Genomic DNA, 24,500 nt, shown 5'->3' with positions numbered 1-24,500 from the left:
CGGTTCGTTCGCGCGGGGGTCGTGCCACCGTTCGGCGCCCCGCACGGCACGCGGCCCCGTCGGCACGTACTCCACGCGGCACGCGGCGAGGAGGTGCTCCGGGCTCCACCAGCGTGCGAGACACACGGGTGCGCGGGGCTTCGCGGGCACGGCGTCACAGCGGGCGCGGCTCCCCGGCCGCGTCGTTCGCCTCCGCTCAGGTGCCTGCGGGATTGTCACCTGAAGCGTGAACTGACAGGCCCGTGTGTTCGTCCTTACCCAGTGGGAGAATGAACCGGCAGGGCGGACACGGCACGGGAGAGGGATGTGACGGCGACACACGCACGGCCGCACGCAGGAGCGAAGGCAAGAGCGGGTGTCGTGCGGGATGTGGCCGCCCTGGTGTTGTTGCCCTTGCCGTTGGTGGTCGCCTCGCTGCCCTTCGCATTCGCGGGAGGCGGGACACGGCGTTGGTTCGGAGGTCGTGGCGAGAGCCGGCGGGCGGACGCCCAGGCCGCGAAGGACGCTGCCGCCGCGGCTTTCTACGAACTGGACACCGCCCAGCGCGACCTGCGGATCACCATCGAGACGATCACGGCTGTGGACAGCTCTCCCGGTGCCCGGCGCGCCGTCGAGGAGTTCGCCGCGCTCGGGCGGCGGATCGACGACGTCAGCCACGCGTACATCACCGCGGTCGACGCCCACGACCTCGACCGGGACGATCTGGACCCGTCGGTGGCGGTGCGCGCGCACACGGAGCTGACCAGGGCCAAGGACGAGCTGGTACGGGTCAAGAGTGAGCTGGACCGGTTCGCTCAGGGCCTCGGGCCGCTGCTCGAGAAGGCGGAGACCCAGCTGGCCCGGCTCGCCCCCGCTGTGGAGCGGGCCCGGCAGGCGCTGCTCGCCGCGAGCCACGCCCTCGACGCGGTGCGCGCCTCGGGCGTGCGCGCGGACGACCTCGCCGCCCGGCTCGCCGCCCTCGCCCCCGAGCTGACCAGGCTCAACGAGGGCGCCGGCCGCCACGGCGTGCCCGAGACCCTGCAGCGCGCTGACCGGGTCGTCAGGGAGGCCGAGGCGATTCGGGCCGAGGCCGAGCGGCTTCCGGAGCGTGCGGCCGAGATCGACAAGCGCCTGGTCTCACTCCGCACCCGCGCTCAGGCCCTGACCACGCGCGCCGAGGGTGTCGAGCCCGTCCTCAGCGAGCTGCGCCGCCGATTCACCGCCGCCTGCTGGCAGGACCTGCAACCCGTGCCCGCGGAGGCGAAGGAGACCGTACGCCGGGCCGAGGAGAAGCTGAAGGAGGCGGCCAAGGCGCGCGACGAGCAGCGCTGGCCCGATGCCACGGCCCTGCTCGGCACGGTCCGGGCCCTGCTGAACAGCACTGACGAGGCCGTCTCGGCCGCCGGTGACCGGCTGCGGCGTCTCGACGCCGTCGCCAAGGACCCGGAGCAGGAGATCCAGCGCACCCGGTTCACCATCCGCGACGCCCAGCGCCTCGCCATGGCCGGACGCAACACGCCCGATCCGCGACATGCCCGCCCGCTGGACGACTCCGTGGCCCGGCTCGATCGCGCGATCGCCGGTCTCGAGGGGCGCCACCCCGACTACTGGCACTTCCTGGCCGAGCTGGAGGCGGTACGGCAGAGTGTGGCCCGCGTCGTGGCCCATATCCGCGGCGAGCGCGGATCGGCGGCCTGACCCGGCCGGCAGTGGTCCGCCCGCCGCTGTCCGTCCGCGCCGCCCCGTCGCCCGCTGGTCCGGCATCCGTCGCCCGCCGACTTTGGGCAGGGGCGTACGCCCGCCGCTTTTCGGCGGCCTCGACCACGCGGTTGAGGCCACCGGAAGGGCCCCTCCGTCGGAGCTTCCGTCGACGGGCCGCACCCGGGCTCGGCCGACCGCCGCCTTCGGTGGACGCGCCCTTCCGAGGACAACGGTCCGTACCGCCGCACGCGGCCGGAGCGCCCCGCCCCGCTCACCTGTGCCGCCCGTTTGTCCGTGTGCCGGAGCGGGCGGATCCTGTATGGAGGTACGCACGGCCAAAGGAGGCCGCAATGGCATCCACGCACTCGTCGCAGGCCACGCCGAACCCCAGCGGCCTGCACGTCGCCCTGGACGAGCATCTGCCCGTGGACCACAGGCTCAACCAGGTCTACCGCTACGGCGCCGGACTCATGGGCCTGATCCTGCTGGCCTTCGGGATCCTCGGGCTGACGCACAACCTGGGCTTCTTCGACACGGGGAACGACACCGTCGCGGGTCTGAACACCAACGGCGCGCTGAGCGTGCTGTCCATCTGCGTCGGACTGCTGCTGTTCGTCGGCATGGTCATCGGCGGGAACTTCGCCTCCACGCTGAACATGGTGCTGGGCATCCTCTTCATCCTCAGCGGCTTCGTGAACCTCGGCCTGCTGGACACCGGTGCGAACTTCCTCAACTTCCGCATCCAGAACGTCCTCTTCAGCTTCGTCGTGGGGATCATGCTGATGTGGTTCGGGATGTACGGCCGGGTGGGCAGCACGCTCCCCCACGACAACCCGTACTGGAAGGCCCGCCACCCTGACGAGGCGGCGACGGAGGAGCAGGCACGTGTCGAGCGGATGCGGGCTCGCGAGCTCCCGGAGGCCGGTCGCCAGGGCTGACGGCCGGGCTAACCTGTCCCCATGCCCCGATACGAGTACCGCTGCCGCACCTGCGACGACACCTTCGAGCTGAGTCGGCCCATGGCCGAGTCCTCCGCTCCCGCGTCCTGCCCTGCGGGGCATGACGACACCGTGAAGCTGCTGTCGGCGGTCGCCGTGGGCGGGACGAGCACGGGGCCGGCCCCTGCACCCGCCGGTGGCGGTGGTGGCTGCTGCGGCGGCGGCTGCTGCGGCTGATGACGCACGACTGACAGTCACCAGATGACAGATGACGAAATTTGTCATCTGTCATCGTCTGACTACCGGCCACCAACCATGTGAGCACTCAGCCCCGTGCCAGGGACCTGCGGCCCCCGGTACGAGGCCGCCGCTCCGATGCCGGTGCCGGTGTGCCCTTGCCGGTGCCCGGCCGGGGCGCGCACGCCCTCAGGTGTCCAGGTAGCGCAGTACCGCCAGCACCCGACGGCTGTATCCCGCCGCCGACTCCCCCGTCAGACCCAGCTTGCCGAAGATCGCGTTGATGTGCTTCTCGACCGCGCTCAGCGACACATGGAGTCGGGCCGCGATCGCTGCGTTCGTGTGCCCCTGCGCCATCTCGCCGAGCCGCACGACCGTCCGACCCCGGAGCCGATCCCGGCGGGCGACCCCGGCCCCCGGTCCCCGAACCGCCCGCCTCACCGCTCCCCGCTCCCCGCTCCCCGCCTACAGCGCGGTCGGCGAGTCCGCTCCGCCGGGTGCAGGTACCGTCGTCCGTACCGTGACCGTGGCCTCCGCGGACGCGCCTCCGGCCGCCCCAGCGGCTCCCTCGCCACTCCCGGTGCCCTCCGCTGCCCCGGCGCCCTCGGCCTTCCCTCCCGGAACCGTACGCACCCTCCCGACCACGTCCCCCACCACGTCCCCCGCGGCGGCTCGGGCCGCGTACCCCGCCGCGTCCGTGACCGTCGCGGTGAACCGGCGCAGGATCTCCTCGCCCGCCTCGACCCCCCGCTCGGCGAGCGCCGTGACATGCCGCGCCGCCCAGTCGGTGTCCGCGAGTTCACCGTGGCCCGGGCGCCAGGCGTGGTCCGCCGCCAGCAGCAGATCGGCGTCGAGGAGGGAGTCGCCGGCCGCGAGGACGCGCTCGGCTCCGGTGCGCCGCGCCAGTTCGCGGACGGCCGCGCTCTTGGTGAGCGGCTTCGGCACGGCGTAGATCTTGCGGCCCTGCAGGGAGACCGTCCAGCCCTTCGTCTCCGCCCAGGCGGAGAGTTCCCGGGTCCAGCCGTCCGGGAGCAGCGAACGCTCCACGACCAGGTAGGCGAAGAGGTCCTCGGCGACCCGCTCCTTCAGCAGCCAGGCCGGGTCCGCGGCCGCGAGCAGATGGGCGCGGATCTCGGCGAGCGGGGCGCACTCGTCGGCGAGCCTGCCGGCGACCACGCGCTGCCAGTCGCGGTCGGACTCGCCGTCGACCAGCAGATGGCCGCCGTTGGCGCAGATCGCGTACCGGGGGTCGGGGCCGGGGAGCCGGATCCTGGCGTACTGCTCGCGGGTGCGGGTCGTCGTCGGTACGAAGACGGCGTTGTGCGCGAGTTCGGTGAGCAGCGCGGCGGCGGCCTCCGTCATGTACGACAGCGGCTTGCTCTCGTACACCTCGACGCACAGCAGCCGGGGCGCCCTGGCGTCGGGGACGGTGAGCTGCAGGGCGGCCGCCGAGTAGATGAGCGTGCGGTCGAGGTCGCTGGTGATCAGGGAGGTCACTGCGCCGCCACCGCCTTTCCGTCGGCGCCGGTGGCGCCGCGTGTGAACCGGGGGTGGATCAGGCCGACGCAGCTGTAGGGCAGGTCGTCGGTCTCCTCGACGGGGACGCCGCGCTGTTCGGCGAGCAGGCGTACGTGGTCCAGGTCGGCGCCCGCGCCGCGCTTGGCGAGGATCTTCCAGGGGACTCGGCGGAGCAGGACGCGGGTGGTCTCGCCGACGCCGGGCTTGACGAGGTTGACGTCGTGGATGCCGTACTCCTCGCTGATCCGCTCCACCGCCGCCCAGCCGGCCCAGGTCGGGGCGCGGTCCGCGGAGAGCAGTTCCTTCACGTCGGTGTCGACGGCGTCGGCCACCTCGTCGAATCGCGCCTCGACGGTGTCGAGGAAGAGGCCGGACACATCGGCAGCGGCCAGTTCGCGGTAGTACTTGGCGCCGTGGAAGTCGTGCGGCCCGACCAGGTCGGTGCGCAGGACGGTGCGCGAGACCAGCCCGGACACCGTGGAGTTGAGGCAGGCGGAGGGGATGAGGAAGTCCTCGCGGGTGCCGTAGGTGCGGACGCAGCCGCCGGGGTCGGCGAGCACCGCGATCTCGGGGACGAAGCCGTCGAACTCACCGAGTGCGGCGGCCAGTTCGCGTGTGATGGCGCCCTTGCCGGTCCAGCCGTCGACGAACACCACGTCGGCCGGGTGGTGGTGGGCGGCGAGCCAGCGCAGCGCGTTGGCGTCGATGCCGCGGCCGCGGACGATCGAGACGGCGTAGTGGGGCAGGTCGAGGCCGTGGCGGTGCCGGGCCCAGCGGCGCATCAGCACTCCGACGGGTGTGCCGGCGCGGGCCAGCGAGACCAGGACGGGGCGGCTCTCTCGGGGGTGCGTACCGGGCCGGTGGCGCTGCGGGTGCTCGGCGAGGACGGTGTCGGTGACGGCGCCGACGGCGCGGGCGATCCGGGCGGCGGAGGTCTCCAGGGCGGCGTGGAACAGCGCCTGGTACGCGTCGCTGGGCTGGTACTCGACGGGCAGTGACTCGGCGTAGTGCGCGCCACCGCTCTGTATCGCCTCCTCGCGCTCCTCGGTGGGCGCCTCGAGTTCGACGTCCGAGAGGTCCTGGAGCAGCCAGCCGACCTCGTCGGGCGCGTAGGAGGAGAACTCGGGTCCGCGGAGCGGCTCGGGCGGCATGGGTTCCCTCTCGGGAGCGGGTACGTAGCTGGGGACGACGGCGAGCACGACGTGCGGTACGTGCGCGGCGAGTTGTGCGAGCAGTCCGTCCGGGGCGTGCAGTGCGGCCGTGTCGGCGGCCGAGTCCACGACGGCGACGACCGCGTCGAAGCCCCCGCCGGCGACGTTGTAGGCGTACCGCTCGCCCGGGCCGTCGGCCGGTTCGTCGTGGGCGGGGAAGACCAGCCGGGTCCGTATCGCATAGCCGGGGTCGTCGACGGCGAGCACGGGGGACCGCGTGGTCGTCGAGTAGCGCACCTCGCATGCGGCGCCGGCCCGCTCCAGTTCGAGCGCGAGCCGCAGCGGCGCGTACATCAGCTCCTCGAAGCCGAGGACGAGGACCTGCGGGGCGCCGTCCGTCCGCGGCGGTGCGACGGCCCCGGCCGTGCGTTTCGGGGCTCCGGCGGTCTCCGGCGGGCGGCCGTCGCCCAGGGCTTCGGCGACGCGGTGCGCCATGGCCGGCAGGGCGGCCTCCAGTTCGACGCGGTGCGCGGGCGTGAAGCCGTGCCGGCCGCCGTCGGGGACTCCCGAGGGCCAGTCCAGGTCGACGCGTACGACGTGCGGGGCGTACGGCCCGTACCGGCTGTGCGCGGTGGGGCCGGTCGCGCGCTCGGCACGGTCCGCGCGGTCCGGGCCGCCCCGGTCGACGACTGGCTCGCCCTCGCGCCGTACCTCGTCAAGCGCGGCTCCGTCGGTGCCGTCCACGCGGTCCGCGCTCCGCGTGCCGTCCACACCGTCGGCTCGGTCGGTGCCTTCCGGCGCTTCCGGCGCTTCCGGTGCCGCAGGGGAGCGGTATGTCGCCACGGGGGGTGCCGCGGCGTCCGGCCTGCCGCCGGGCGCACCGCCGCTGCCGCCGGGTGCGGAAGCCGTGCTCGCGGTCTCGTGGGCCGCGACCAGGGCCTGGCCCTTCTCGAGGACGCCGTCGGGCAGGCGGACCGTGCCGCCGGCGTGCGCCACCAGGTCGATGCGGGCGTCGATCTCCTTCGCGAAGGCGTCCAGCCGGCCCAGGTCCCGGGCCGAGCGCATGTCGACGAGGGCGACGATCACGTACCGGCCGCGCGGGTGGCGGGCGTGGAGGTCGCGGATGGTGTTCAGGACGGTGTTGCCGGTGGAGAACTCGTCGTCCACGAGGACCAGCGGCCCTTCGCCGGCCAGGAGCTTCGGGTCCTCGGGCAGCAGCAGGTGCGAGGTGGCGTGGGAGTGGGACTCCTCGAAGCCGCCGGCCGGGTCGATGCCGTCGACGGGGCGGCGGGTGGAGTGGAGGTACGGGGCGAGGGCCAGGCCGTCGGCCACCGAGTGGCCGAGGCCCGTCGCCGTCTCCGCGTACCCGAGGACGACGGCCCGCGCGGCCTCCTCGCGGCCCAGCAGTTCGCGGACGCGGACTCCGAGCTCGTACCCGTGGCCGTACACGACGGACGGCTTCTGCGGCACGTGCTTGCCGAGCACGTGCGACACCAGCAGATGGGCGCGCTTCGGGTTGCGCCGCAGCGCGAGGCCGAGCAGCTCCTTCAGCCCGTCGTCGCCGACGAGCTCCACGCCCAGTCGCTGGGAGACCCAGCTTCCCGACCACTCCACTGCTTCGTCTTCCTCCTTCATCAGCCTGCCAGACCCGCGGTCAGCAGCTCCACGAAGCCGACGTCCTCCCGGGCGACGCCGAAGGCCTCGGCGCGCTGGAGCGTGCGCTCCGCCCAGGCGCGGTGCGGCTTCACCTCGTTCATCTTGTTCGTGTAGGCCGAACGCATCACTCCGCCCCCTCCCCGCTCGGGGCGGAGGATGTCCTGCGCGTCGCTGAACTCTTCGTGGCTGACCACCGACAGAGCGTGGACGGGCAGCACATGGGAGGGGTGGATGCAGGTCTTGCCGAGGAGCCCGTTGGCGCGGTCCAGCTCGATCTCGCGGAGCAGTCCGTCGAGGTCGTGCTCGATCAGTGCCGTGCGCAGCTTCTCGGCCCGCAGCTCCATGAAGGGGCTGCGGCGCAGCTGCGGCTTGAACATGCGCTCCTGGAGTCGGAAGTACTCCCAGACCGGTCCGGTGATGGTGAAGCCGGTGCCGTCGGAGCGGCCCAGGACGTTGACGACGTCCGCGATGACGTTGGCGACGATCTTGACGTCGTAGGCCGTCATGTCGGGCGAGCGGCGCAGCCCGTAGGCGGAGCAGAAGTCGGTGACGCCGAGACGGAGGGCGAGAATCCGGTTCCGGTGGTGCCGGACGGAGCGGGCGATGCCGGTCAGGGTCTCGTACCGGGTCTCCAGGTGAAGGAGCTCGGGTGATTCGAGCACCGGCATCACATAGAGCGTGCGGCCGATCACGGATTCGGCGGCGGTGGCCGCCTCCAGGAAGGGGCCGCCTCGCTCCTCGGTGAATTTGGGAAGTACAAATCCGGTCAGGAGTCGGCTCGACCCGCCGAGACGCCGCGCGAGGTGCTCGATCTGGCCGGGCTCGCGGACCCGGACGAACAGCAGCGGGGGCTCGACCCCGCGCTCGTCGAGATCGGCGAACTGGCGGACGAGGTTCTCCTCGGCGGCGGGGACGTCGGCGTCGTCGATGGAATCCTCCAGGCAGAGGACCATGGAGACCACTCCGCGCGCGGCCTGCTTGAGCACGTCGTCCGCGAGTCGCGGCCGGGTCGCGGGGCTGTAGAGCGTGGCGCCGAGCGCCATGGAGAGCATGCGTGCGGGGGAGCCGGCGTCGAATTCCGCAGGCTCCTGATGGAACAGCTCCTTCCGGGCAGTGGCCGGGATATGCCCGAAATGACGCATCTGAATCCCCCGTACTGCTTGTGCGGCCCTGTGGTTTGGGTGGCCGGTAATAGTACGTAGGGACAGGTGTCGCGAGTTCCCCGGCCGTATGAACTCGAGGTAACTCGTGCACTTCGGTCCCCGACTCAGACTGCCCTCCGCCGCCGCGGCGCATGCCCGGCCGTTCCCTCGTTGTCCGCACGGTGCCACGGGTGCAGCAGGTGGTGCCCCAGAGGCCTGAGCGGGTGAGCGGGCCTGAGCAGGCCTGAGCGGGCCGTGCGAACGCGTACGGTGCCCGGGAGTCGGCCCCGCGTTGTCCGCACGGGGCGCGGGAGGGCAGGATGACGGGCATGACGCACGCGATGCTGAAGGGTTCCAACGTTCCGCTCGGCGCGGCCTCGGTCCGGGCGGTGCTGCGCTGGACCCCCGGTGCCGGAGTCCCCGACGTGGACGCCTCCGCCCTGCTGCTGGGCGCCGACGGCCGTGTGCGTGCCGACGAGGACTTCGTCTTCTACAACCAGCCCCGGCACCCTTCCGGGTTCGTGCGGCTGCTGCCCAAGAAGCGCACCGCCGAGGGGCTCACCGACACGGTCCAGGCGGACGTCGGCTCGCTCGACGCCTCCGTGGACCAGGTGGTGCTCGCGGCGTCGTCCGACGGGGGCACGTTCTCCGGGGTGCCGGACCTGCGGATCATGCTGTACGACGCGGCGGCGCCGGACGGCGAGCCGCTCGCCGTGTTCGACGTCCGGGCGGAGACGGGCGAGGAGACCGCGGTCATCTGCGGCGAGCTCTACCGGCGCGGCGACGGGTGGAAGTTCCGCGCGGTGGGGCAGGGCTATCCGACCGGGCTGATCGGCCTGGCCACGGCCTTCGGCATCTCGGTGGACGACAGCGAGCCGACCGCCGCCGCTTCCGCTCCCGAACCGGCGGCGGAGAACCNCGCTCCCGAACCGGCGGCGGAGAACCAGGACCCGGCCCGGACGGAGGCGCAGCCGCAGGCCGAGCCGTCGTACGGCTACCCCCAGCCGGACTCCCCCGCGACGCGGCCCGCGTACGGCTACCCCCAGCCGGACTCCCCCGCGACGCAGCCGGCGTACGGCTACCCCCAGCCGGCGTCGCCCGCCGCACAGCCCGCGTACGGCTACCCGCAGCCAGCCGCCGCAGCGGGGCCCGCGCCGGACCCGGACTTCCGGCTGCCTCCGATGGGGCCGCAGTTCATCCGGGAGTAGCCCGTCCGGCGGGAACGCCTCCGGCACTGGTCCGCGCCCTCCGCGGAACGTTCGTCCGTCAGCGGCGTGCGCCGGCCCCGGGCCGTTCGTCCTGCCGCGCCCAGGGCCGTTCGCCCGTCGGCGGCCCGCGCCCGGACGGGGACCGCGACCCGTGGGCGGGCAGGGGAGCCTCAGGCCTTGGTCTTGTAGCCGCGACCCCACTGCAGGCCCCAGCCGTACAGCCGGTCCAGCTCGGCCTGGAAGCCGTACACGAACTTCACCTCGCGGCGCACGACCAGCTCGCCCTTGACGTTCTCGACCATGAACACGGCGCACGAGCGGGCCTGCGGGGCGCGCTCGTCCAGTTCGATCTCCACCCGCGGTCCGTTGCTGGGATAGAGCGTCACCTTGGCGTGCGTGCGGTCGAACGCGGGAGTGCTGTCGTAGATGTAGACGAAGAACAGCAGGCGCCTGATCGACTCCCGGTGGTCCAGGTTGACGAACAGCGTCTCCCCGGAGGGTGCGCCGAACCGGTCGTCACCGCTGAGGCGGACGTACGGCGGCTCGTTCAGGCTGCCGAAGAGGCTGCCGAGCGGCTGCACCACGCCCTTGCTGCCGTCCGTCATCTCGTACAGGCAGCCGAGGTCGAGGTCGACGTTGACGACGCCCTGGGTGTGCGCCTGGACCACTTCGGGACGGAAGAGCTTCGACGGATTGCGCAGCAGCCGGCCGCTCTGCCGCGACCGGCCCTCGATGTCGGAGGTCCGCATCCGCCAGGAGAGGTTGACGCGGAGGTTGCCTGTGGCGGCGCTCTGCTTGGAGAGCGAGACCTGCGGGCGCCGCCTGGTCAGCTGGATGGAGTTGGTCGAGGCGCTGCCCGAGTCGAACTGCGCTGCCCTGCCGCGCCACAAACCGTCCCAGAACGCCATGTCCCACCCCTGACTGCGCCGGCCCCCTCCCGGAGCCGGTCCGGATACACCGCGCGGCCCCGTGCCGCGGGGGCCCGGCAGCCGCGCGGGGCGGCCCGGAGACCATGTGCCTCCCGGCCGCCCCGCTGAGAGCGTTCCTCAAACCCCGCGGTGTCACACTTCCTCTGCCGCGAGTACCTCTTCTTCCTTCTCCTCGTGGTCCTTCAGGCGCTGGTTGCGCCGCACGGAGGACCAGAAGGACCAGGCGATCAGGGCCACACCGATGAGGCCGGTGACGACCTCGGGGACCTCGTACTGGATGGTGATCAGCAGGATCGCGGCCAGCGCGCCGATCGCGTAGTGGGCGCCGTGCTCGAGGTAGACGTAGTCGTCGAGGGTGCCCTGGCGGACCAGGTAGACCGTGAGGGACCGGACGTACATGGCGCCGATGCCGAGGCCGAGCGCGATGACGACCGGGTCGTTGCTGACCGCGAAGGCGCCGATGACGCCGTCGAAGGAGAAGGACGCGTCCAGCACCTCGAGGTACATGAACATGAAGAACGCGGCCTTGCCGACGAGCTTGGCGGCCGAGACCGGCTTCCCGGCCCGCTTGGCCTCCTCCTCGGCCTCGTGCTCGCGCTCCTCCTCCTCTTCGAGCTTGTCCTCGAAGAACCCGGAGAGACCGCCCACGACCATGTACGTGATGAGCCCGGCGACGCCGGCGAGCAGCACCGTGGACGACTTGTCGACGTACACCCCACCGTACTGGTGGGCGTGGACGGCGAAGGTGGTGGCGGTGATCAGCAGGATGATCAGTGCGACACAGGCCGCCAGCATGTCGATCTTGCCCAGCTTGGCCAGGGGCCGCTCCAGCCAGGCGAGCCACTTGATGTCCCGGTCCTGGAAGACGAAGTCGAGGAAGATCATGAGCAGGAACATGCCGCCGAACGCCGCGATGGCGGGGTGGGCGTCGGTGACCAGTTCCTCGTAGCGGGCGTGGTCGTTCAGGGCGAGGTCGATCGCCTCGATGGGGCCGAGCTGCGCCGTGATCGAGACGATCACGACGGGGAACACCAGCCGCATGCCGAAGACGGCGATCAGGATGCCGATGGTGAGGAAGATCTTCTGCCAGAACTCGCTCATCTTCTTCAGCACGCCGGCGTTGACCACCGCGTTGTCGAAGGAGAGCGAGACCTCCAGGACGGACAGGATCGCGACGAGCCCGAAGGCCGTCCAGCCCCCGTAGAACACCGCAGCGACCAGGCCGAGCGCAGTGACTGCGAACGACCAGCCGAAGGTTTTCAGTACCACTGGCTACCCAATCGTTGTGTACGGAGCTCCCCCGCCGACGGCGGGATTCCCCCCGCGCCGCACGCGGCTTCGCGCTGCATCGCCCCGGGGGCGGGCTCCCGGATCCCGTGAGGGTCCCAGGACCGCCTACCCCCGTTTTTGACCAAGCCGGAGCAGCGCTTTAGGAAACGTTGACCCCGAAGTCTAGAGCGATGCCCCGGAGCCCCGACGCGTACCCCTGGCCCACCGCCCGGAACTTCCACTCGCCCCCGTACCGGTAGAGCTCGCCGAAGATCATCGCCGTTTCGGTGGAGGCGTCCTCACTCAGGTCGTACCGGGCGAGCTCCTGGCCGTCGGCCTGGTTCACCACTCGGATGAAGGCGTTGCTGACCTGGCCGAACGCCTGGCCGCGGTTGTCCGCCTCATGGATCGAGACCGGAAAGATGATCTTGTCGCAGTGCGCCGGCACCTTCGTCAGGTCGACGATCAGGGACTCGTCGTCCCCGTCACCCTCGCCCGTGAGGTTGTCCCCGGTGTGTGTGACGGAACCCTCCGGGCTCGTCAGATTGTTGTAGAAGACGAAGAACTCGTCGCCCAGCACCCGGCCCGACTGGCAGAGCAGTGCGCTGGCGTCGAGGTCGAAGGGCGCTCCGGTGGTGGAGCGCGCGTCCCAGCCGAGCCCCACGAGGACCTGGGTGAGGTTCGGTGCGGCCTTGGAGAGGGAGACATTGCCTCCCTTGGCGAGCGTGACGCCCATGTCGGTGTCCTCCCCTGAACGTACGGAACTACAGGCGCGTCCGGCGCCGCACGGTGTGTGCGGCGCCGGACACTTCGGTTGATCTCGGCTCAGACGTTGACGCCGAAGTCCTGCGCGATGCCGCGCAGACCGGAGGCGTAGCCCTGGCCGATGGCACGGAACTTCCACTCCGCGCCGTTGCGGTACAGCTCACCGAAGACCATGGCGGTCTCGGTCGAGGCGTCCTCGCTCAGGTCGTACCGGGCGAGCTCCTCGCCGTTGGCCTGGTTCACCACGCGGATGAAGGCGTTGCGGACCTGGCCGAAGGACTGCTGACGGGTCTCGGCGTCGTAGATCGACACCGGGAAAACGATCTTCTGGACGTCGGCGGGGACCCCGGCCAGATTGACCTTGATCTGCTCGTCGTCGCCCTCGCCCTCACCGGTGAGGTTGTCACCGGTGTGCTCCACCGAGCCGTCGGGGCTCTTCAGGTTGTTGAAGAACACGAAGTTGCCGTCGGCCCCGACCTTGCCCTCGGCGTTCGTCAGCAGGGCGCTGGCGTCGAGGTCGAAGTCGGTGCCGGTGGTGGTGCGGACGTCCCAGCCCAGACCGACGGTGACCGCGGTCAGGTTGGGGGCGGCCTTGGTCAGCGAGACGTTGCCGCCCTTGCTGAGGCTGACTCCCACGAGTCCTCCCATGTGGTTTCAGGGGCAGCGCCCCCGTCGTGCGTTGGCATTCGGATCAACGACTGGATCCTAGTGACCGGTTCCCGGGCGAGACAGGTGGTCGGCCCGAAGGATCACAGGGTGTCGACGGCCGTCACAGGGTGTCCAGTGCCTTGACGTAGTCGTTCAGGTCGCGGGCGTCGGGCAGGCCGTTGACGACGGTCCAGCGCACCACGCCCTCCTTGTCGATGACGAACGTGCCGCGCACCGCGCAGCCCTTGTCCTCGTCGAAGACGCCGTACGCGCGCGAGGTCGCGCCGTGCGGCCAGAAGTCCGACAGCAGCGGGTACTCGAGGCCCTCCTGCTCGGCGAAGACGCGCAGGGTGTGGATGGAGTCGTTGGAGACGGCGAGCAACTGGGTGTCGTCGTTGACGAACTTCGGCAGCTCGTCGCGGAGCGCGCAGAGCTCGCCCGTGCACACCCCGGTGAAGGCGAAGGGGTAGAAGAGCAGCACCACGTTCTTCTCACCGCGGAACTCGGAGAGGGTCACGGTCCGCCCGTGGTTGTCCTTCAGTTCGAAGTCCGGGGCCTTGGTGCCGACCTCGATCGCCATGACTGGTGCATCCCTTCGTTGGCCGCTTCGGCGCCGGAGCACCGCCTCGGCCGTGGGCCGCCGCGGCTCCGGTCCGCTGGATGCCCCAGCCTACGCACAGGGTCCCCGCCGGCGTCGGCCGGCGGGGACCCTGGTCGGCTGTGGATCAGCGCTTGGCCTTGGGCGTGGCCAGCCTGCTGCCGGTCCAGTCCTTGCCCGCGTTGATGCTCTTGGTCTGCGAGAGGCCGGCGGTCTGCGAGGCCTCATTGATGTCACTGGGCTCGACGTAGCCGTCACGGCCGGTCTTCGGCGTCATGAGCCAGACGAGTCCGCCCTCGTCGACGAGGCCGATGGCGTCCACGAGCGCGTCCGTAAGGTCGCCGTCCTCGTCGCGGAACCACAGCAGCACGACGTCAGCGACGTCGTCGTAGTCCTCGTCGACGATTTCCTGGCCGATTGCGGATTCGATGCCCTCGCGGAGCTCGTGCTCGACGTCGTCGTCGTAGCCGATCTCCTGGACCACCTGTCCGGGCTCGAACCCCAGCCTCGCCGCCGGGTTGGTCCGCTCCTCCGCGTGGTCCGCGGTCGCGCTCACGGCTTGCCTCCTGATCTTGTTTCGGAAAATGCTTCAGCCGCGCGCGTACGCGAGGCATTGGCCGTAGTCCACACGGGCGGGACGGATCGCGCAAGTACCCGGCCGCCGAGACCGCCGAAACGGTGACGTTTACGGCCGTGTCGCCCCAACTCCGGGACGGGCTTCCGTCAGCCCTGGTGAGTCGGACTCACCCCTTCGCACCCTTTGTACGCTTCCGCGCCCACGGTTCGCCAATCGGGGCCGGTTGGTTACCGTTCGGTAGAGATGACGTTTTGCTCCCCGGGGGTACACGATGGGGAACGCGTAACCACATACCAACCGACCAGCGAAGGAACAGCGTGGCTTCCGGATCAGATCGCAACCCGATCATCATTGGCGGCCTTCCGAGCCAGGTCCCGGACTTCGATCCGGAGGAGACCCAGGAGTGGCTCGACTCGCTCGACGCCGCCGTCGACGAGCGCGGCCGTGAGCGGGCCCGCTACCTCATGCTGCGACTGATCGAGCGGGCCCGCGAGAAGCGCGTGGCCGTGCCCGAGATGCGCAGCACGGACTACGTGAACACCATCGCGACCAAGGACGAGCCGTTCTTCCCCGGAAACGAGGAGATCGAGCGGAAGATCCTGAACGCCACCCGCTGGAACGCCGCGGTGATGGTCTCCCGCGCCCAGCGCCCCGGGATCGGCGTCGGCGGCCACATCGCCACCTTCGCCTCCTCCGCGTCCCTCTACGACGTGGGCTTCAACCACTTCTTCCGCGGCAAGGACGAGGGCGACGGCGGCGACCAGATCTTCTTCCAGGGCCACGCCTCGCCCGGCGTCTACGCCCGCGCGTTCCTGCTGGACCGACTGAACGAGACCCAGCTCGACGCCTTCCGCCAGGAGAAGTCGAAGTTCCCCAACGGGCTCTCGTCGTACCCGCACCCGCGGCTGATGCCGGACTTCTGGGAGTTCCCGACCGTCTCGATGGGCCTCGGCCCGATCGGCGCGATCTACCAGGCGCGGATGAACCGCTACATGGAGGCGCGCGGGATCGCCGACACCTCGCGCTCGCACGTGTGGGCGTTCCTCGGCGACGGCGAGATGGACGAGCCGGAGTCGCTCGGCCAGCTGTCGATCGCCGCCCGTGAGGGCCTGGACAACCTGACGTTCGTGGTCAACTGCAACCTGCAGCGACTCGACGGCCCGGTGCGCGGCAACGGCAAGATCATCCAGGAGCTGGAGTCGATCTTCCGCGGCGCCGGCTGGAACGTGATCAAGCTGATCTGGGACCGCACCTGGGACCCGCTGCTCGCGCGGGACCGCGACGGCATCCTGGTCAACAAGCTGAACACGACGCCGGACGGTCAGTTCCAGACGTACGCCACGGAGACCGGCGACTACATCCGGAGGCACTTCTTCGGCGAGGACCATCGGCTGCGCGCGATGGTCGAGAACATGACCGACGCCCAGATCCTCCACCTGGGCCGCGGCGGCCACGACCACCGGAAGATCTTCGCCGCCTACTCCGCGGCCCGCGCCCACAAGGGCCAGCCGACGGTGATCCTGGCCCAGACGGTCAAGGGCTGGACGCTGGGCCCGAACTTCGAGGGCCGCAACGCGACCCACCAGATGAAGAAGCTGACGGTCGACGATCTCAAGGGCTTCCGCGACCGGCTGCACCTCCCGATCAGCGACGGCGAGCTGGAGTCCGGCCTGCCGCCGTACTACCACCCGGGCCGCGACTCGGAGGAGATCCAGTACATGCACGACCGCCGCAAGGGCCTGGGCGGGTACGTCCCGACCCGCGTCGTGCGGTCCCAGCCGTTGGCCCTGCCGGACGACAAGACGTACGCGGCCGTGAAGAAGGGTTCCGGCCAGCAGTCGATCGCCACCACCATGGCGTTCGTGCGGCTGCTGAAGGACCTCATGCGGGACAAGGAGATCGGCAAGCGGTTCGTGCTGATCGCGCCGGACGAGTACCGCACGTTCGGCATGGACTCGTTCTTCCCGAGCGCGAAGATCTACAACCCGCTCGGCCAGCAGTACGAGGCCGTGGACCGTGAGCTGCTCCTCGCCTACAAGGAGTCGCCGACCGGGCAGATGCTGCACGACGGCATCTCGGAGGCGGGCTGCACCGCCTCGCTGATCGCGGCCGGCTCCGCCTACGCCACCCACGGCGAGCCGCTGATCCCGGTCTACGTCTTCTACTCGATGTTCGGCTTCCAGCGGACCGGCGATCAGTTCTGGCAGATGGCCGATCAGCTCTCGCGTGGATTCGTTCTCGGCGCGACCGCCGGGCGCACGACCCTGACCGGTGAGGGTCTGCAGCACGCGGACGGCCACTCCCAGCTGCTGGCCTCCACGAACCCGGCCTGCGTCGCGTACGACCCGGCGTTCGGCTTCGAGATCGCGCACATCGTCCAGGACGGCCTGCGCCGGATGTACGGCGGAGACGCCGAGCACCCGCACGGTGAGGACGTCTTCTACTACCTGACCGTCTACAACGAGCCCATCCAGCACCCGGCGGAACCCGAGAACGTCGACGTGGAGGGCATCCTCAAGGGCCTCCACCGCTTCAGGGAGGGCGAGGCGGGGCAGATCCCGGCACAGATCATGGCGTCCGGTGTCGCCGTCCCGTGGGCCCTGGAGGCCCAGCGGATCCTCGCCGAGGACTGGAACGTCAGGGCCGGGGTCTGGTCGGCGACCTCCTGGAACGAGCTGCGGCGCGAGGCCGTGGCGACCGATGAGTACAACCTGCTCCACCCCGAGGAGGAGCAGCGCGTCCCGTATGTGACGCAGAAGCTCGGCGGCACCGAGGGACCGTTCGTGGCCGTGTCCGACTGGATGCGTTCCGTTCCGGACCAGATCGCGCGCTGGGTGCCCGGCCGCTACACCTCGCTGGGTGCGGACGGCTTCGGCTTCGCCGACACCCGGGGCGCGGCCCGCCGGTACTTCCACATCGACGCCCAGTCGATCGTGCTGGCGGTCCTCACCGAGCTCGCCCAGGAGGGCAAGGTCGACCGCTCGGCGCTGAAGCAGGCCGTGGACCGCTACCAGCTGCTGGACGTGTCGGCGGCCGACCCGGGTGCCGCGGGCGGCGACGCCTAGCGCCGCGTCAGGCAGGGTCTGCCCGTCAGGGAGCGGCGTCCGCAGCACGGGGTCTCCCCTCGGCCCTCCGGGCCGGGGGGAAGGAGCGCAAGGCGCCGGATCGACCTCGTGGTGGGCCCACTCGGATGATTCGGCAACGCCGCGAGTCGCCGTGCCCGCGCCGCGACGGGGCGAACGTCGCCTGATGAGGCACCAGGCAGGCGGCCCGCACGCTCGGCCGTGGCGGGTGCGGGGGAGGGCTCCCTCCGCACCCGCCTACGATTCCGGGCATGAAGGAACGAACGGCGCAGGTGCGCTGGGAGGCCCACACCCAGGGCCCGCTGCTGGTTCTCGCCGTGGTGTTCGGAGTGGCGTACGCGGTGCCGATCGTGCTGCCGGACGCCCCCGCGTGGGTCCACCGGGGCTGCCAGGTCGTCGAGTGGACCGTGTGGAGCGCCTTCGCCGCGGACTACCTGGTACGGCTGTGGCTGGCTCCCTACAAGTGGCTCTTCGTGCGGAGGCATCCGCTGGACCTGCTCGCGGTGCTCCTGCCACTGGTGCAGCCGCTGCGGCTGCTGCGCGTGGTCTCCACGCTCCTCCTGGTCGGGCGGCGGGCCCGGATGGCCCCGCAGATCACGCTCACCACGTACGTGGCCGGAGCGGTGACCGGGCTGATGATGTTCGGCTCGCTCGCCGTTCTGGCCGCCGAGCGGGACGCGCCCGGGGGGAACATCCGGACGCTGGGTGACGCCGTGTGGTGGTCGTTCACCACGATGACGACCGTCGGCTACGGCGACCTCGCGCCCACGACGGGTCTGGGGCGGGTGCTCGCGGTCGGGCTCATGCTGTCGGGGATCGCCCTGCTCGGTGTCGTGACCGCCAACATCGCGGCCTGGTTCATCTCCCGCTTCGAGCGCGACGACGCCCAGGAGCGCCGCCAGACGGCCCTCCTGGAAGCCCTGACCCAGGAGGTCAGGGAGCTGCGGGCGGAGGTGTCCCGGCTGTCGGCCGACCCGGTGGCCGTACCCGAGCGGCCCGCCGTACCGCCGCCCGGAGCCGCGGGTTCTGCCAGGTCTCCTAGTTCTCCCACACCTTGAACGCCCGGACCCGGTACGGGGTCTGCGGCACCCAGGTCCCGCCGCCCGGGTACGTGTCGAACTCACCGGTCTCCGCGCACTCCGCAGACTGGTAGGCGGTGACGGGGCGGCCGGTGCGGTTGGCGAGGGCCTGGGCTCCGCCACCCGCCGGGAGTGGGACGCAGGACTCGATGTCGGTCCCGGACAGTTCATGGACGTGGCGCGCCCCGGCGAAGCCCGGTTTCGCCCACAGGCAGAGCTCACCGGGCGCACAGCTGCCGAGGCGCGGCGGCGGTGCGGCCCGGCCGGGCCGCACCGCCGGTGCCGGGGAGACCGGCGAGGCAGACAAGGCCTCGGACGCCGGAGGGGCCGACGAGGCCGGGTGGGCCGCGGACGCCGGTGCGAGCAGGCACAGGGCGGCCAGGGCCCCGGTGGTGAGGACGGTCGTACGCATGAGGATCAACCCCCGTGTCGGTGTGTCGGCAGATGCCCGTGCGGAGTCCGCGACCGTCCGAGCCCGCCGGGCCGTCCGTCCGGTTCCCCGTCGCGGATCACCTGTCCGCACCCTGACCGGTGGCGCGGGCGGCCCGGAAGACCCGCCGGACCGGTTCATCCGGATAGGCGACAGCCCCGCCGGAACGGTCCGGCGGGGCTGTCGTGCCCGGGGAGTTGACGCCACCCACGGTGCGCGGGCACAGGGGCAGACGTGGGCCGCGCCCGCACCCACCTCCGCGCCCTCACCGGGCTTGGGTGAAGAGCGCCACCGCGGCGGCCACGACCGCGACGATGCCGGCGACGGTGAAGGCCGTGCCCACGCCCGAGACGGACGTGTCGTGGGTGACCTCGGTGATCTGCGCCGCGACCGGCTGCGGGGTGCCGGGCGCAAGCGGGGCCATGCCGACCTCGACCGCCTGCTCGGCCAGGCCGAGATGATCGGGCGGCAGCGGCGGCAGCTCGGCGTCCGCCCAGTTCTCCGCGAAGTCCGAGCCGGCCTTGGCCGACATCACCGCGCCCGGCACGGCCGTGCCGAGACTGCCGCGCGACCTGCACGGCGGCCTGCTGGAGACCGCCGGCGAGACACCGGAGAGCTCCAGCGGGGCGTTGCCGGCGACGACCTCGGTGGCGCCGACCATGACCGGGGCCAGGCCGGGACCGAGGAGCGCCGGCCAGACCGGCACCGGCACCGGTGTCCGCCGAAAGAGTGGTCATGCCGAGCATCGCGCCGGACAGCGGCGCGATGCCGGGGACGCCGAAGGACCGCGGGGCGTTCTCGGCGCGGTGGTCCCCGAGGACGACCAGGCCGAGGGTCAGCTCTCGCCGCGGACCGGCGCGCGGCCGCCGGCCGCGCCCCCGCGGAGCGGACGGAGCGGACCCGCCCGGACGCCGCGGAGGGGGCCGGCCGCACTACGCCGACGCGCGCCGCCGACGGACCGGCCGGACGGGTCCGACGCCGCCGGCGCACCGGAAAGTGAGCCCGGCGCACACACGGAGTAGTCGTACGCCGGTCATCTGCCCCCAGACGCGTGATCTCTCTCACGGTCGCCGTGAGCGCCCCCGGGCTCCCCCTAGGCTGTTCGCTCAGTGACTGCTTTCGACTCCTCCCCCACACCGAACGTCTGGCGCGCCCTCCTTGCTCTCGCCGTCGTGTTCGTGCTGCTGGCGACCACCGGCTGGACCGCTGTGCGGCACCAACGCGGCCCCGTCGACGCTCGGACGACCGCGCTCGCCGCATGGCAACAGGACCGTGTCGGGCATCGCGCACTGCCGGACCCGGAGTCGTCCCCCGGCGTCCTGGCCGGTTTCTTCTCCTCCCTCGGCGCCGGGCAGGCGGCCTCGCTGGCGGAGCGCCACCCGCTCCTCGTGGGCAATCTCAACGGCGCCCCGGTGACGCTGCGCTACCACGCCAACCGGATCGCGCTGGCCGAGGCGCGCCGGGTGGAGAAGTGGCGGATGCGAGACAGCCGGCTCTCCGCCGACGGGCGCCAGGAGGCGGGCCGGCGCATGCACCGGTACGAGTCGCTGCTGCGCCCCGGCCGTCGGATCCTCGCCTTCGACCCGACCGGGAAGGGCAGGGTCGCCGAGGTCTTCGGCGATCTCGACCGGGCGCAGCGGGTCTCCGTGGTCGTCCCCGGCGTCGACACCAACGTACTGACCTTCGAGCGGAGCAAGCGCAAGTACTCGGCCCCGGTGGGCATGGCGCAGGCGCTCTACCGGGCCGAGCGCGTCGCCGCGCCCTCCGTGCGAACGGCCGTCATCGCCTGGGCCGACTACACCTCACCCGCGGGCGTCGGGCTGGACGCCTCCACCGGCCGGCTCGCCGCGAACGGAGCGAACCGCCTGGTCGCCCTGACGGAGGCGCTGCCCGGCCGGGCCGAGGTATCGCTTTTCTGCCACAGTTACGGCTCGGTGGTGTGCGGGGTCGCCGCGCGTGAACTGCCCGACCGGGTCCGCGACATGGCGGTCGCCGGCAGCCCCGGCATGCGGGCCGGGACCGCGGCCCAGTTGGGCACGGACGCGCGCGTGTGGGCGATGCGGGACAGCGACGACTGGATCGAGGACGTGCCGTACCTGGAGGTCGGCGGGCTCGGCCACGGCGCCGACCCGATGACCCCCGACTTCGGGGCACGGGTGCTGTCCTCGGCGGGAGCGGCCGGCCACACCGGCTATTTCGAGCCGGGTACGGAGAGCCTCAGCAACTTCGCCGAGATAGGCGTCGGTTCGTACCGGACGGTCACCTGCTCCGGCGGCAACTCCGCGTGCCGCAGTGGAATTTACGGCGCGGACGTGACCTGACGCGCGTAGAGCACTGTGGCGCGGTGCATATGACCGTCTTGTTTGCGGGGGCGACGCGCGGGCGCACGCCGCATACGATGATGCGCATGGGTGATGTGCTGGCCGGAATTCAAGCCACCTGGGAGTTCGAACCCGACTCCGTGCTCATCCGCTTCACCCGGGGGAACCGCGGTACGCCAAAGCTGTTCCAGGTGCTGGACGAACGGCACGTCCCCCTCGAAGCGATCGAGTCGGTGACCCTCTCCCCGGGCAAACGCGGCACCGTGGTGCTGCACGCGGTGCCGAGACCGGGCGCCGATCCGCTGATGGACGCGGCGGCGGGCCAACTGAAGGAGGGCGCGGACCCGTACCGGCTGGTGCTGCCCGCCGAACTCGAGACGCTGGCCGAGTACTACGCCGACGAACTGCGCGCCGTCCTGCCCGGCCCGGACACCGGGCCCCCCGCCCGGTACCTGGTCTCGTCCGTCGGCGCACCGCTCCAGTTCAAGGCGTACGACGGCAAGGCCGTGTTCGACGGGGACAAGGTGTCCTTCCGCTGGTCCTGGACGGGTGCCTCCTCCGCGAAGTGGAAGGCCGGCGACCAGACCTACTCCGTGTCGGAGCTGGCCGGGGTCGAGTGGCGCTCCCCCGAGGTCTTCGACGGCTATCTGCGCCTGCTGCTCCGCGGTGGCACCCCGGGCGCCGGTCCGGGCGGGGCCGGGGCCCGGCCCGCGCGGGCCGACCAGGACCCGGCAGCGGTCGTCTTCGGCCTGGGCTACGGACCGGTGCACGAGTCGCTGCCGTTCGCGGCGGCGGTCCTGGAGGCGGTCCGCGAGGCCGCGCCCGCGCTGCCGGCCGCAACCGCGCCCCCGCGCGACCCGGCGGGCGTCGCGGAGCGGATACGGCACCTCGGCGAACTGCACAACGCGGGGCTGGTGACGGACGAGGAGTTCCGCTCCAAGAAGGCCGAGCTCCTGGCGGAGCTGTAGAGCCACCGCGCCGGGCCGTCGGCACCGCGGGACGACGGACCGGCGCACCGGGCCGGACCGGGCAACAGGCAACAGGCCGGCGCACCGCGGGATGTCATACCGGGGTATGACATCCCGCCCGGCCCTCAGATATGACGCGGCGGCTCTCCGGAATGCCTACGCTGAAGCGGCCATGACCACCACGCCCCCCGCCGCCGAGAACGGCGGTCCCCAGCCGGGCCCGGCCAGGGCGTCCCGGCCACGGACCCTGCTGCGCGACGCCGCCCGCTCGGCTGCCGCCCGGCACGTCCGCTCCGCCGCGCGGGAGTCGCTGCGTACGGTCGGCACCGCGCTGACCACGCCCGCCCCGTCGTCCGGTCTCCCGCCGCCGGGGACGTCCTCGCGCTTCCGGCAGTGGCTGCCCCACGTGCTGGGGGTGGCCGCCGTGAGCTCCCTGCTGCCCGTCACGATCAACGTCCTGGCCCAGGACTACCGGCTGGGCGGCGCCGTCGCCGGAGCCCTTGCCACGGCTCAGACCGCGCCACTGCTGCTGGCCGTGACCCGGCCGCTGCAGGCCTGGTGGATCGTCCTCGCCGCCGATGTGCTCGGTGCGATCGTCCTGCTGGGCGCGGACGGCACGGAGGGAAGGAGCTGGCCGTGGCCGCCGATGACCGTCGTCGGCTACCTGCTGCTGATGCTGTGCCTGGGGCTGCGCGAACGCCGCCGCACCCTCGTGGCCGTCTGGCTGGTGACGGGCGCGGCGGGCTTCCTCTTCGAGCTGGTCTCGCAGCGGCTCAGCGACGGCGTCCACGTACTGCTGTTCGTGCTGGGCGGCATCGTCCTGCTGGTCGCCGACACCCTCCGGACCCGCGGCGAGGTGCAGCGCAGACTCGCCGAGCAGGAGACCATCAGCGAGGCGGAGCGAGCCCGGCGCACCCTGCTGGAGGAACGGGCCCGCATCGCCCGCGAACTGCACGACGTGGTCGCCCACCACATGTCGGTGATCACCGTGCAGGCCGACTCGGCACCGTACCGGATCGGCGGACTGCCCGGTGCCGCCCAGGAGGAGTTCGCCACCATCGCGGCCGGAGCACGGGAGTCCCTGACCGAGATGAGGCGGCTGCTCGCGGTGCTGCGCAGCGAGGGCTCCGAGGGCGAGCGCGCCCCGCAGCCGGGCCTCGGCCGGCTGCAGCAGCTGGTGGAGGCGACGGTTCGGGCCGGGGTGCCGGCCGAACTGTCGCTCCCGGCGGACCTGGGCGACGTACCGCAGGCCCTGGACCTGTCCGCGTACCGCATCGTGCAGGAGGCACTGGCGAACGTGGTACGGCACGCGCCCGGTGCGGCGACGCGGGTGTCGGTCGGCGCGGACGGCGCCCATCTCACGGTGCTCGTCGTCAACGGCCCCGCCGCGGAACCCGTTTCACCGCTGGAGACCTCCGGGACCGGACACGGGCTGGTCGGGATGCGCGAACGCGTACGGTTGACCGGCGGCACCCTGGACACCGGGCCGCTGCCGGACGGCGGCTTCCGGGTCGCCGCCCGCATGCCCCTGGCGCCCGCGAGCCCGCCCGGGACGACCGGCACCGGCGACACGACCGGCACCGGCGGCACGACCGAGAAGGAATCCCGTTGACCATCCGCGTGATCATCGTCGACGACCAGGCCATGGTGCGCGCGGGATTCGCCGCGCTGCTGGCCGCGCAGTCGGACATCGACGTCGTCGGCGAGGCCCCGGACGGCCGCCGGGGCGTCGAGGTCGCCCGCGCCGCGCTCCCCGACGTGGTCCTGATGGACGTACGGATGCCGGAGCTGGACGGGCTCGCCGCGGCCCGCGAGATCCTGGCCCCGCCGCGGGGCGTGGTGCGGGTGCCGAAGGTGCTGATGCTGACCACCTTCGACGTGGACGACTACGTCTACGAGGCGCTGCGCGCGGGCGCGTCCGGCTTCCTGCTGAAGGACGCCCCGCCGGCTGATCTGATCTCCGCGGTCCGGGTGGTGGCGGCGGGCGAGGCGCTGCTGGCGCCGTCCGTGACCCGTCGGCTCATCGCCGACTTCGCGGCCCAGCGCCCCGCTCCCCGCAAGGACGGCGCCTCGCTGCGGCTGGCCGGGCTCACCCCGCGCGAGACGGAGGTCCTGGAGCTGATCGCCCGCGGGCTGTCCAACCAGGAGATCGCCGGCCGGCTCGTCCTCGCCGAGCAGACGGTCAAGACCCACGTCGGCCGGGTGCTGTCGAAGCTCGGGCTGCGCGACCGCGCCCAAGCGGTGGTCTTCGCCTACGAGTCGGGGCTGGTGACACCGGGCGACCGGTAGCCGCACGGGACCGC

At 71.9% G+C, this 24,500-nt stretch carries 20 protein-coding genes and 2 pseudogenes; 10 read left to right on the top strand and 12 right to left on the bottom strand.

All coding sequences use genetic code 11. The features are described 5' to 3' along the window. The first annotated feature begins 306 nt into the window (after positions 1 to 306). From QMZ92_RS16195 to QMZ92_RS16185, 3 genes are all read left to right on the top strand, one after another. On the top strand, positions 307 to 1,677 hold the full coding sequence (locus QMZ92_RS16195; protein ID WP_502962066.1) for a hypothetical protein: 1,371 nt from the start codon (positions 307 to 309) through the stop codon (positions 1,675 to 1,677). A 353-nt stretch (positions 1,678 to 2,030) separates the two neighbouring features. Next, positions 2,031 to 2,618, top strand: coding sequence for a DUF4383 domain-containing protein (locus tag QMZ92_RS16190; protein ID WP_283298078.1), 588 nt, complete (start codon positions 2,031 to 2,033; stop codon positions 2,616 to 2,618). 21 nt (positions 2,619 to 2,639) lie between these two features. Further along, entirely contained in the window at positions 2,640 to 2,855 is a 216-nt protein-coding gene (locus QMZ92_RS16185; RefSeq protein WP_283298077.1) for an FmdB family zinc ribbon protein, read from the top strand. Between the two features lie 189 nt (positions 2,856 to 3,044). On the opposite strand, the pseudogene QMZ92_RS16180 reads toward QMZ92_RS16185, so the two are convergent. The 4 genes and pseudogenes from QMZ92_RS16180 to QMZ92_RS16165 form a co-directional block, all read right to left on the bottom strand. Further along, positions 3,045 to 3,221, bottom strand: a pseudogene (locus tag QMZ92_RS16180) (LuxR C-terminal-related transcriptional regulator); the annotation flags it as partial. Between the two features lie 339 nt (positions 3,222 to 3,560). Beyond that, a pseudogene (locus QMZ92_RS16175) lies at positions 3,561 to 4,352 on the bottom strand (HAD family hydrolase); the annotation flags it as partial. Continuing rightward, on the bottom strand, positions 4,349 to 7,159 hold the full coding sequence (locus QMZ92_RS16170) for a phosphoribosyltransferase (RefSeq protein ID WP_283298076.1): 2,811 nt from the start codon (positions 7,157 to 7,159) through the stop codon (positions 4,349 to 4,351). The gene QMZ92_RS16170 and the pseudogene QMZ92_RS16175, both read right to left, overlap by 4 nt. After that, complete coding sequence (locus QMZ92_RS16165; RefSeq protein ID WP_283298075.1) at positions 7,159 to 8,322, bottom strand: HpcH/HpaI aldolase/citrate lyase family protein; 1,164 nt, start codon at positions 8,320 to 8,322, stop codon at positions 7,159 to 7,161. The genes QMZ92_RS16170 and QMZ92_RS16165 overlap by 1 nt, the downstream gene beginning before the upstream one ends. A 329-nt stretch (positions 8,323 to 8,651) precedes the next feature. On the opposite strand from QMZ92_RS16165, the gene QMZ92_RS16160 reads away from it, so the two are divergent. Further along, the gene (locus tag QMZ92_RS16160) at positions 8,652 to 9,530 is read left to right on the top strand and encodes a TerD family protein (RefSeq protein WP_283298074.1); all 879 of its coding nucleotides are present in this window, start codon (positions 8,652 to 8,654) and stop codon (positions 9,528 to 9,530) included. 170 nt (positions 9,531 to 9,700) lie between these two features. Here the strand turns inward: QMZ92_RS16160 and QMZ92_RS16155 are convergent, their stop codons facing one another. The 6 genes from QMZ92_RS16155 to QMZ92_RS16130 form a co-directional block, all read right to left on the bottom strand. Beyond that, positions 9,701 to 10,438: a TerD family protein gene (locus tag QMZ92_RS16155; RefSeq protein WP_283298073.1), complete on the bottom strand. Its 738-nt coding sequence runs from the start codon at positions 10,436 to 10,438 to the stop codon at positions 9,701 to 9,703. Between the two features lie 153 nt (positions 10,439 to 10,591). Further along, a complete protein-coding gene (locus tag QMZ92_RS16150) occupies positions 10,592 to 11,728 on the bottom strand; it encodes a DUF475 domain-containing protein (RefSeq protein ID WP_283298072.1) in 1,137 nt (378 codons plus the stop codon). A gap of 160 nt (positions 11,729 to 11,888) precedes the next feature. Beyond that, positions 11,889 to 12,464, bottom strand: a complete 576-nt coding sequence (locus QMZ92_RS16145; RefSeq protein WP_283298071.1) for a TerD family protein — start codon at positions 12,462 to 12,464, stop codon at positions 11,889 to 11,891. 89 nt (positions 12,465 to 12,553) lie between these two features. Next, positions 12,554 to 13,129, bottom strand: a complete 576-nt coding sequence (locus QMZ92_RS16140) for a TerD family protein (RefSeq protein WP_138055495.1) — start codon at positions 13,127 to 13,129, stop codon at positions 12,554 to 12,556. A gap of 133 nt (positions 13,130 to 13,262) precedes the next feature. Next, a complete protein-coding gene (locus QMZ92_RS16135) occupies positions 13,263 to 13,721 on the bottom strand; it encodes a peroxiredoxin (RefSeq protein ID WP_283298070.1) in 459 nt (152 codons plus the stop codon). A 145-nt stretch (positions 13,722 to 13,866) separates the two neighbouring features. Beyond that, positions 13,867 to 14,295 (bottom strand): DUF3052 domain-containing protein, encoded by a 429-nt coding sequence (locus QMZ92_RS16130; protein WP_138055493.1) that lies wholly within the window; start codon positions 14,293 to 14,295, stop codon positions 13,867 to 13,869. A 338-nt stretch (positions 14,296 to 14,633) separates the two neighbouring features. Between QMZ92_RS16130 and aceE the strand changes: the two genes are divergently transcribed. Next, positions 14,634 to 17,381 (top strand): pyruvate dehydrogenase (acetyl-transferring), homodimeric type, encoded by a 2,748-nt coding sequence (gene aceE, locus QMZ92_RS16125; RefSeq protein ID WP_283298069.1) that lies wholly within the window; start codon positions 14,634 to 14,636, stop codon positions 17,379 to 17,381. A 269-nt stretch (positions 17,382 to 17,650) separates the two neighbouring features. Next, complete coding sequence (locus tag QMZ92_RS16120; RefSeq protein ID WP_283298068.1) at positions 17,651 to 18,457, top strand: potassium channel family protein; 807 nt, start codon at positions 17,651 to 17,653, stop codon at positions 18,455 to 18,457. On the opposite strand, the gene QMZ92_RS16115 is transcribed toward QMZ92_RS16120, so the two are convergent. Next, positions 18,438 to 18,890, bottom strand: coding sequence for a peptidase inhibitor family I36 protein (locus QMZ92_RS16115; protein WP_283298156.1), 453 nt, complete (start codon positions 18,888 to 18,890; stop codon positions 18,438 to 18,440). The genes QMZ92_RS16120 and QMZ92_RS16115 overlap by 20 nt on opposite strands. A gap of 283 nt (positions 18,891 to 19,173) precedes the next feature. Then, on the bottom strand, positions 19,174 to 19,614 hold the full coding sequence (locus tag QMZ92_RS16110) for a hypothetical protein (protein ID WP_349307730.1): 441 nt from the start codon (positions 19,612 to 19,614) through the stop codon (positions 19,174 to 19,176). A 403-nt stretch (positions 19,615 to 20,017) separates the two neighbouring features. Between QMZ92_RS16110 and QMZ92_RS16105 the strand changes: the two genes are divergently transcribed. The 4 genes from QMZ92_RS16105 to QMZ92_RS16090 all read left to right on the top strand — a co-directional run bounded on the left by QMZ92_RS16105 (position 20,018) and on the right by QMZ92_RS16090 (position 24,486). Continuing rightward, a complete protein-coding gene (locus QMZ92_RS16105) occupies positions 20,018 to 21,229 on the top strand; it encodes an alpha/beta hydrolase (protein WP_283298067.1) in 1,212 nt (403 codons plus the stop codon). An 86-nt stretch (positions 21,230 to 21,315) separates the two neighbouring features. After that, positions 21,316 to 22,197 carry a DUF4429 domain-containing protein gene (locus QMZ92_RS16100; RefSeq protein WP_283298066.1) on the top strand — a complete coding sequence of 294 codons (882 nt, stop codon included), beginning with the start codon at positions 21,316 to 21,318 and terminating at the stop codon, positions 22,195 to 22,197. 172 nt (positions 22,198 to 22,369) lie between these two features. Further along, a complete protein-coding gene (locus tag QMZ92_RS16095) occupies positions 22,370 to 23,809 on the top strand; it encodes a sensor histidine kinase (RefSeq protein ID WP_283298065.1) in 1,440 nt (479 codons plus the stop codon). Then, positions 23,806 to 24,486 carry a response regulator gene (locus tag QMZ92_RS16090; RefSeq protein ID WP_283298064.1) on the top strand — a complete coding sequence of 227 codons (681 nt, stop codon included), beginning with the start codon at positions 23,806 to 23,808 and terminating at the stop codon, positions 24,484 to 24,486. The genes QMZ92_RS16095 and QMZ92_RS16090 overlap by 4 nt, the downstream gene beginning before the upstream one ends. Positions 24,487 to 24,500: the final 14 nt, after the last annotated feature.

The sequence above is a fragment of the Streptomyces sp. HNM0645 genome (genome assembly GCF_030056615.1).
Lineage (GTDB): Bacteria > Actinomycetota > Actinomycetes > Streptomycetales > Streptomycetaceae > Streptomyces > Streptomyces marianii.
This window is presented reverse-complemented; position numbering and strand designations above follow the sequence as displayed.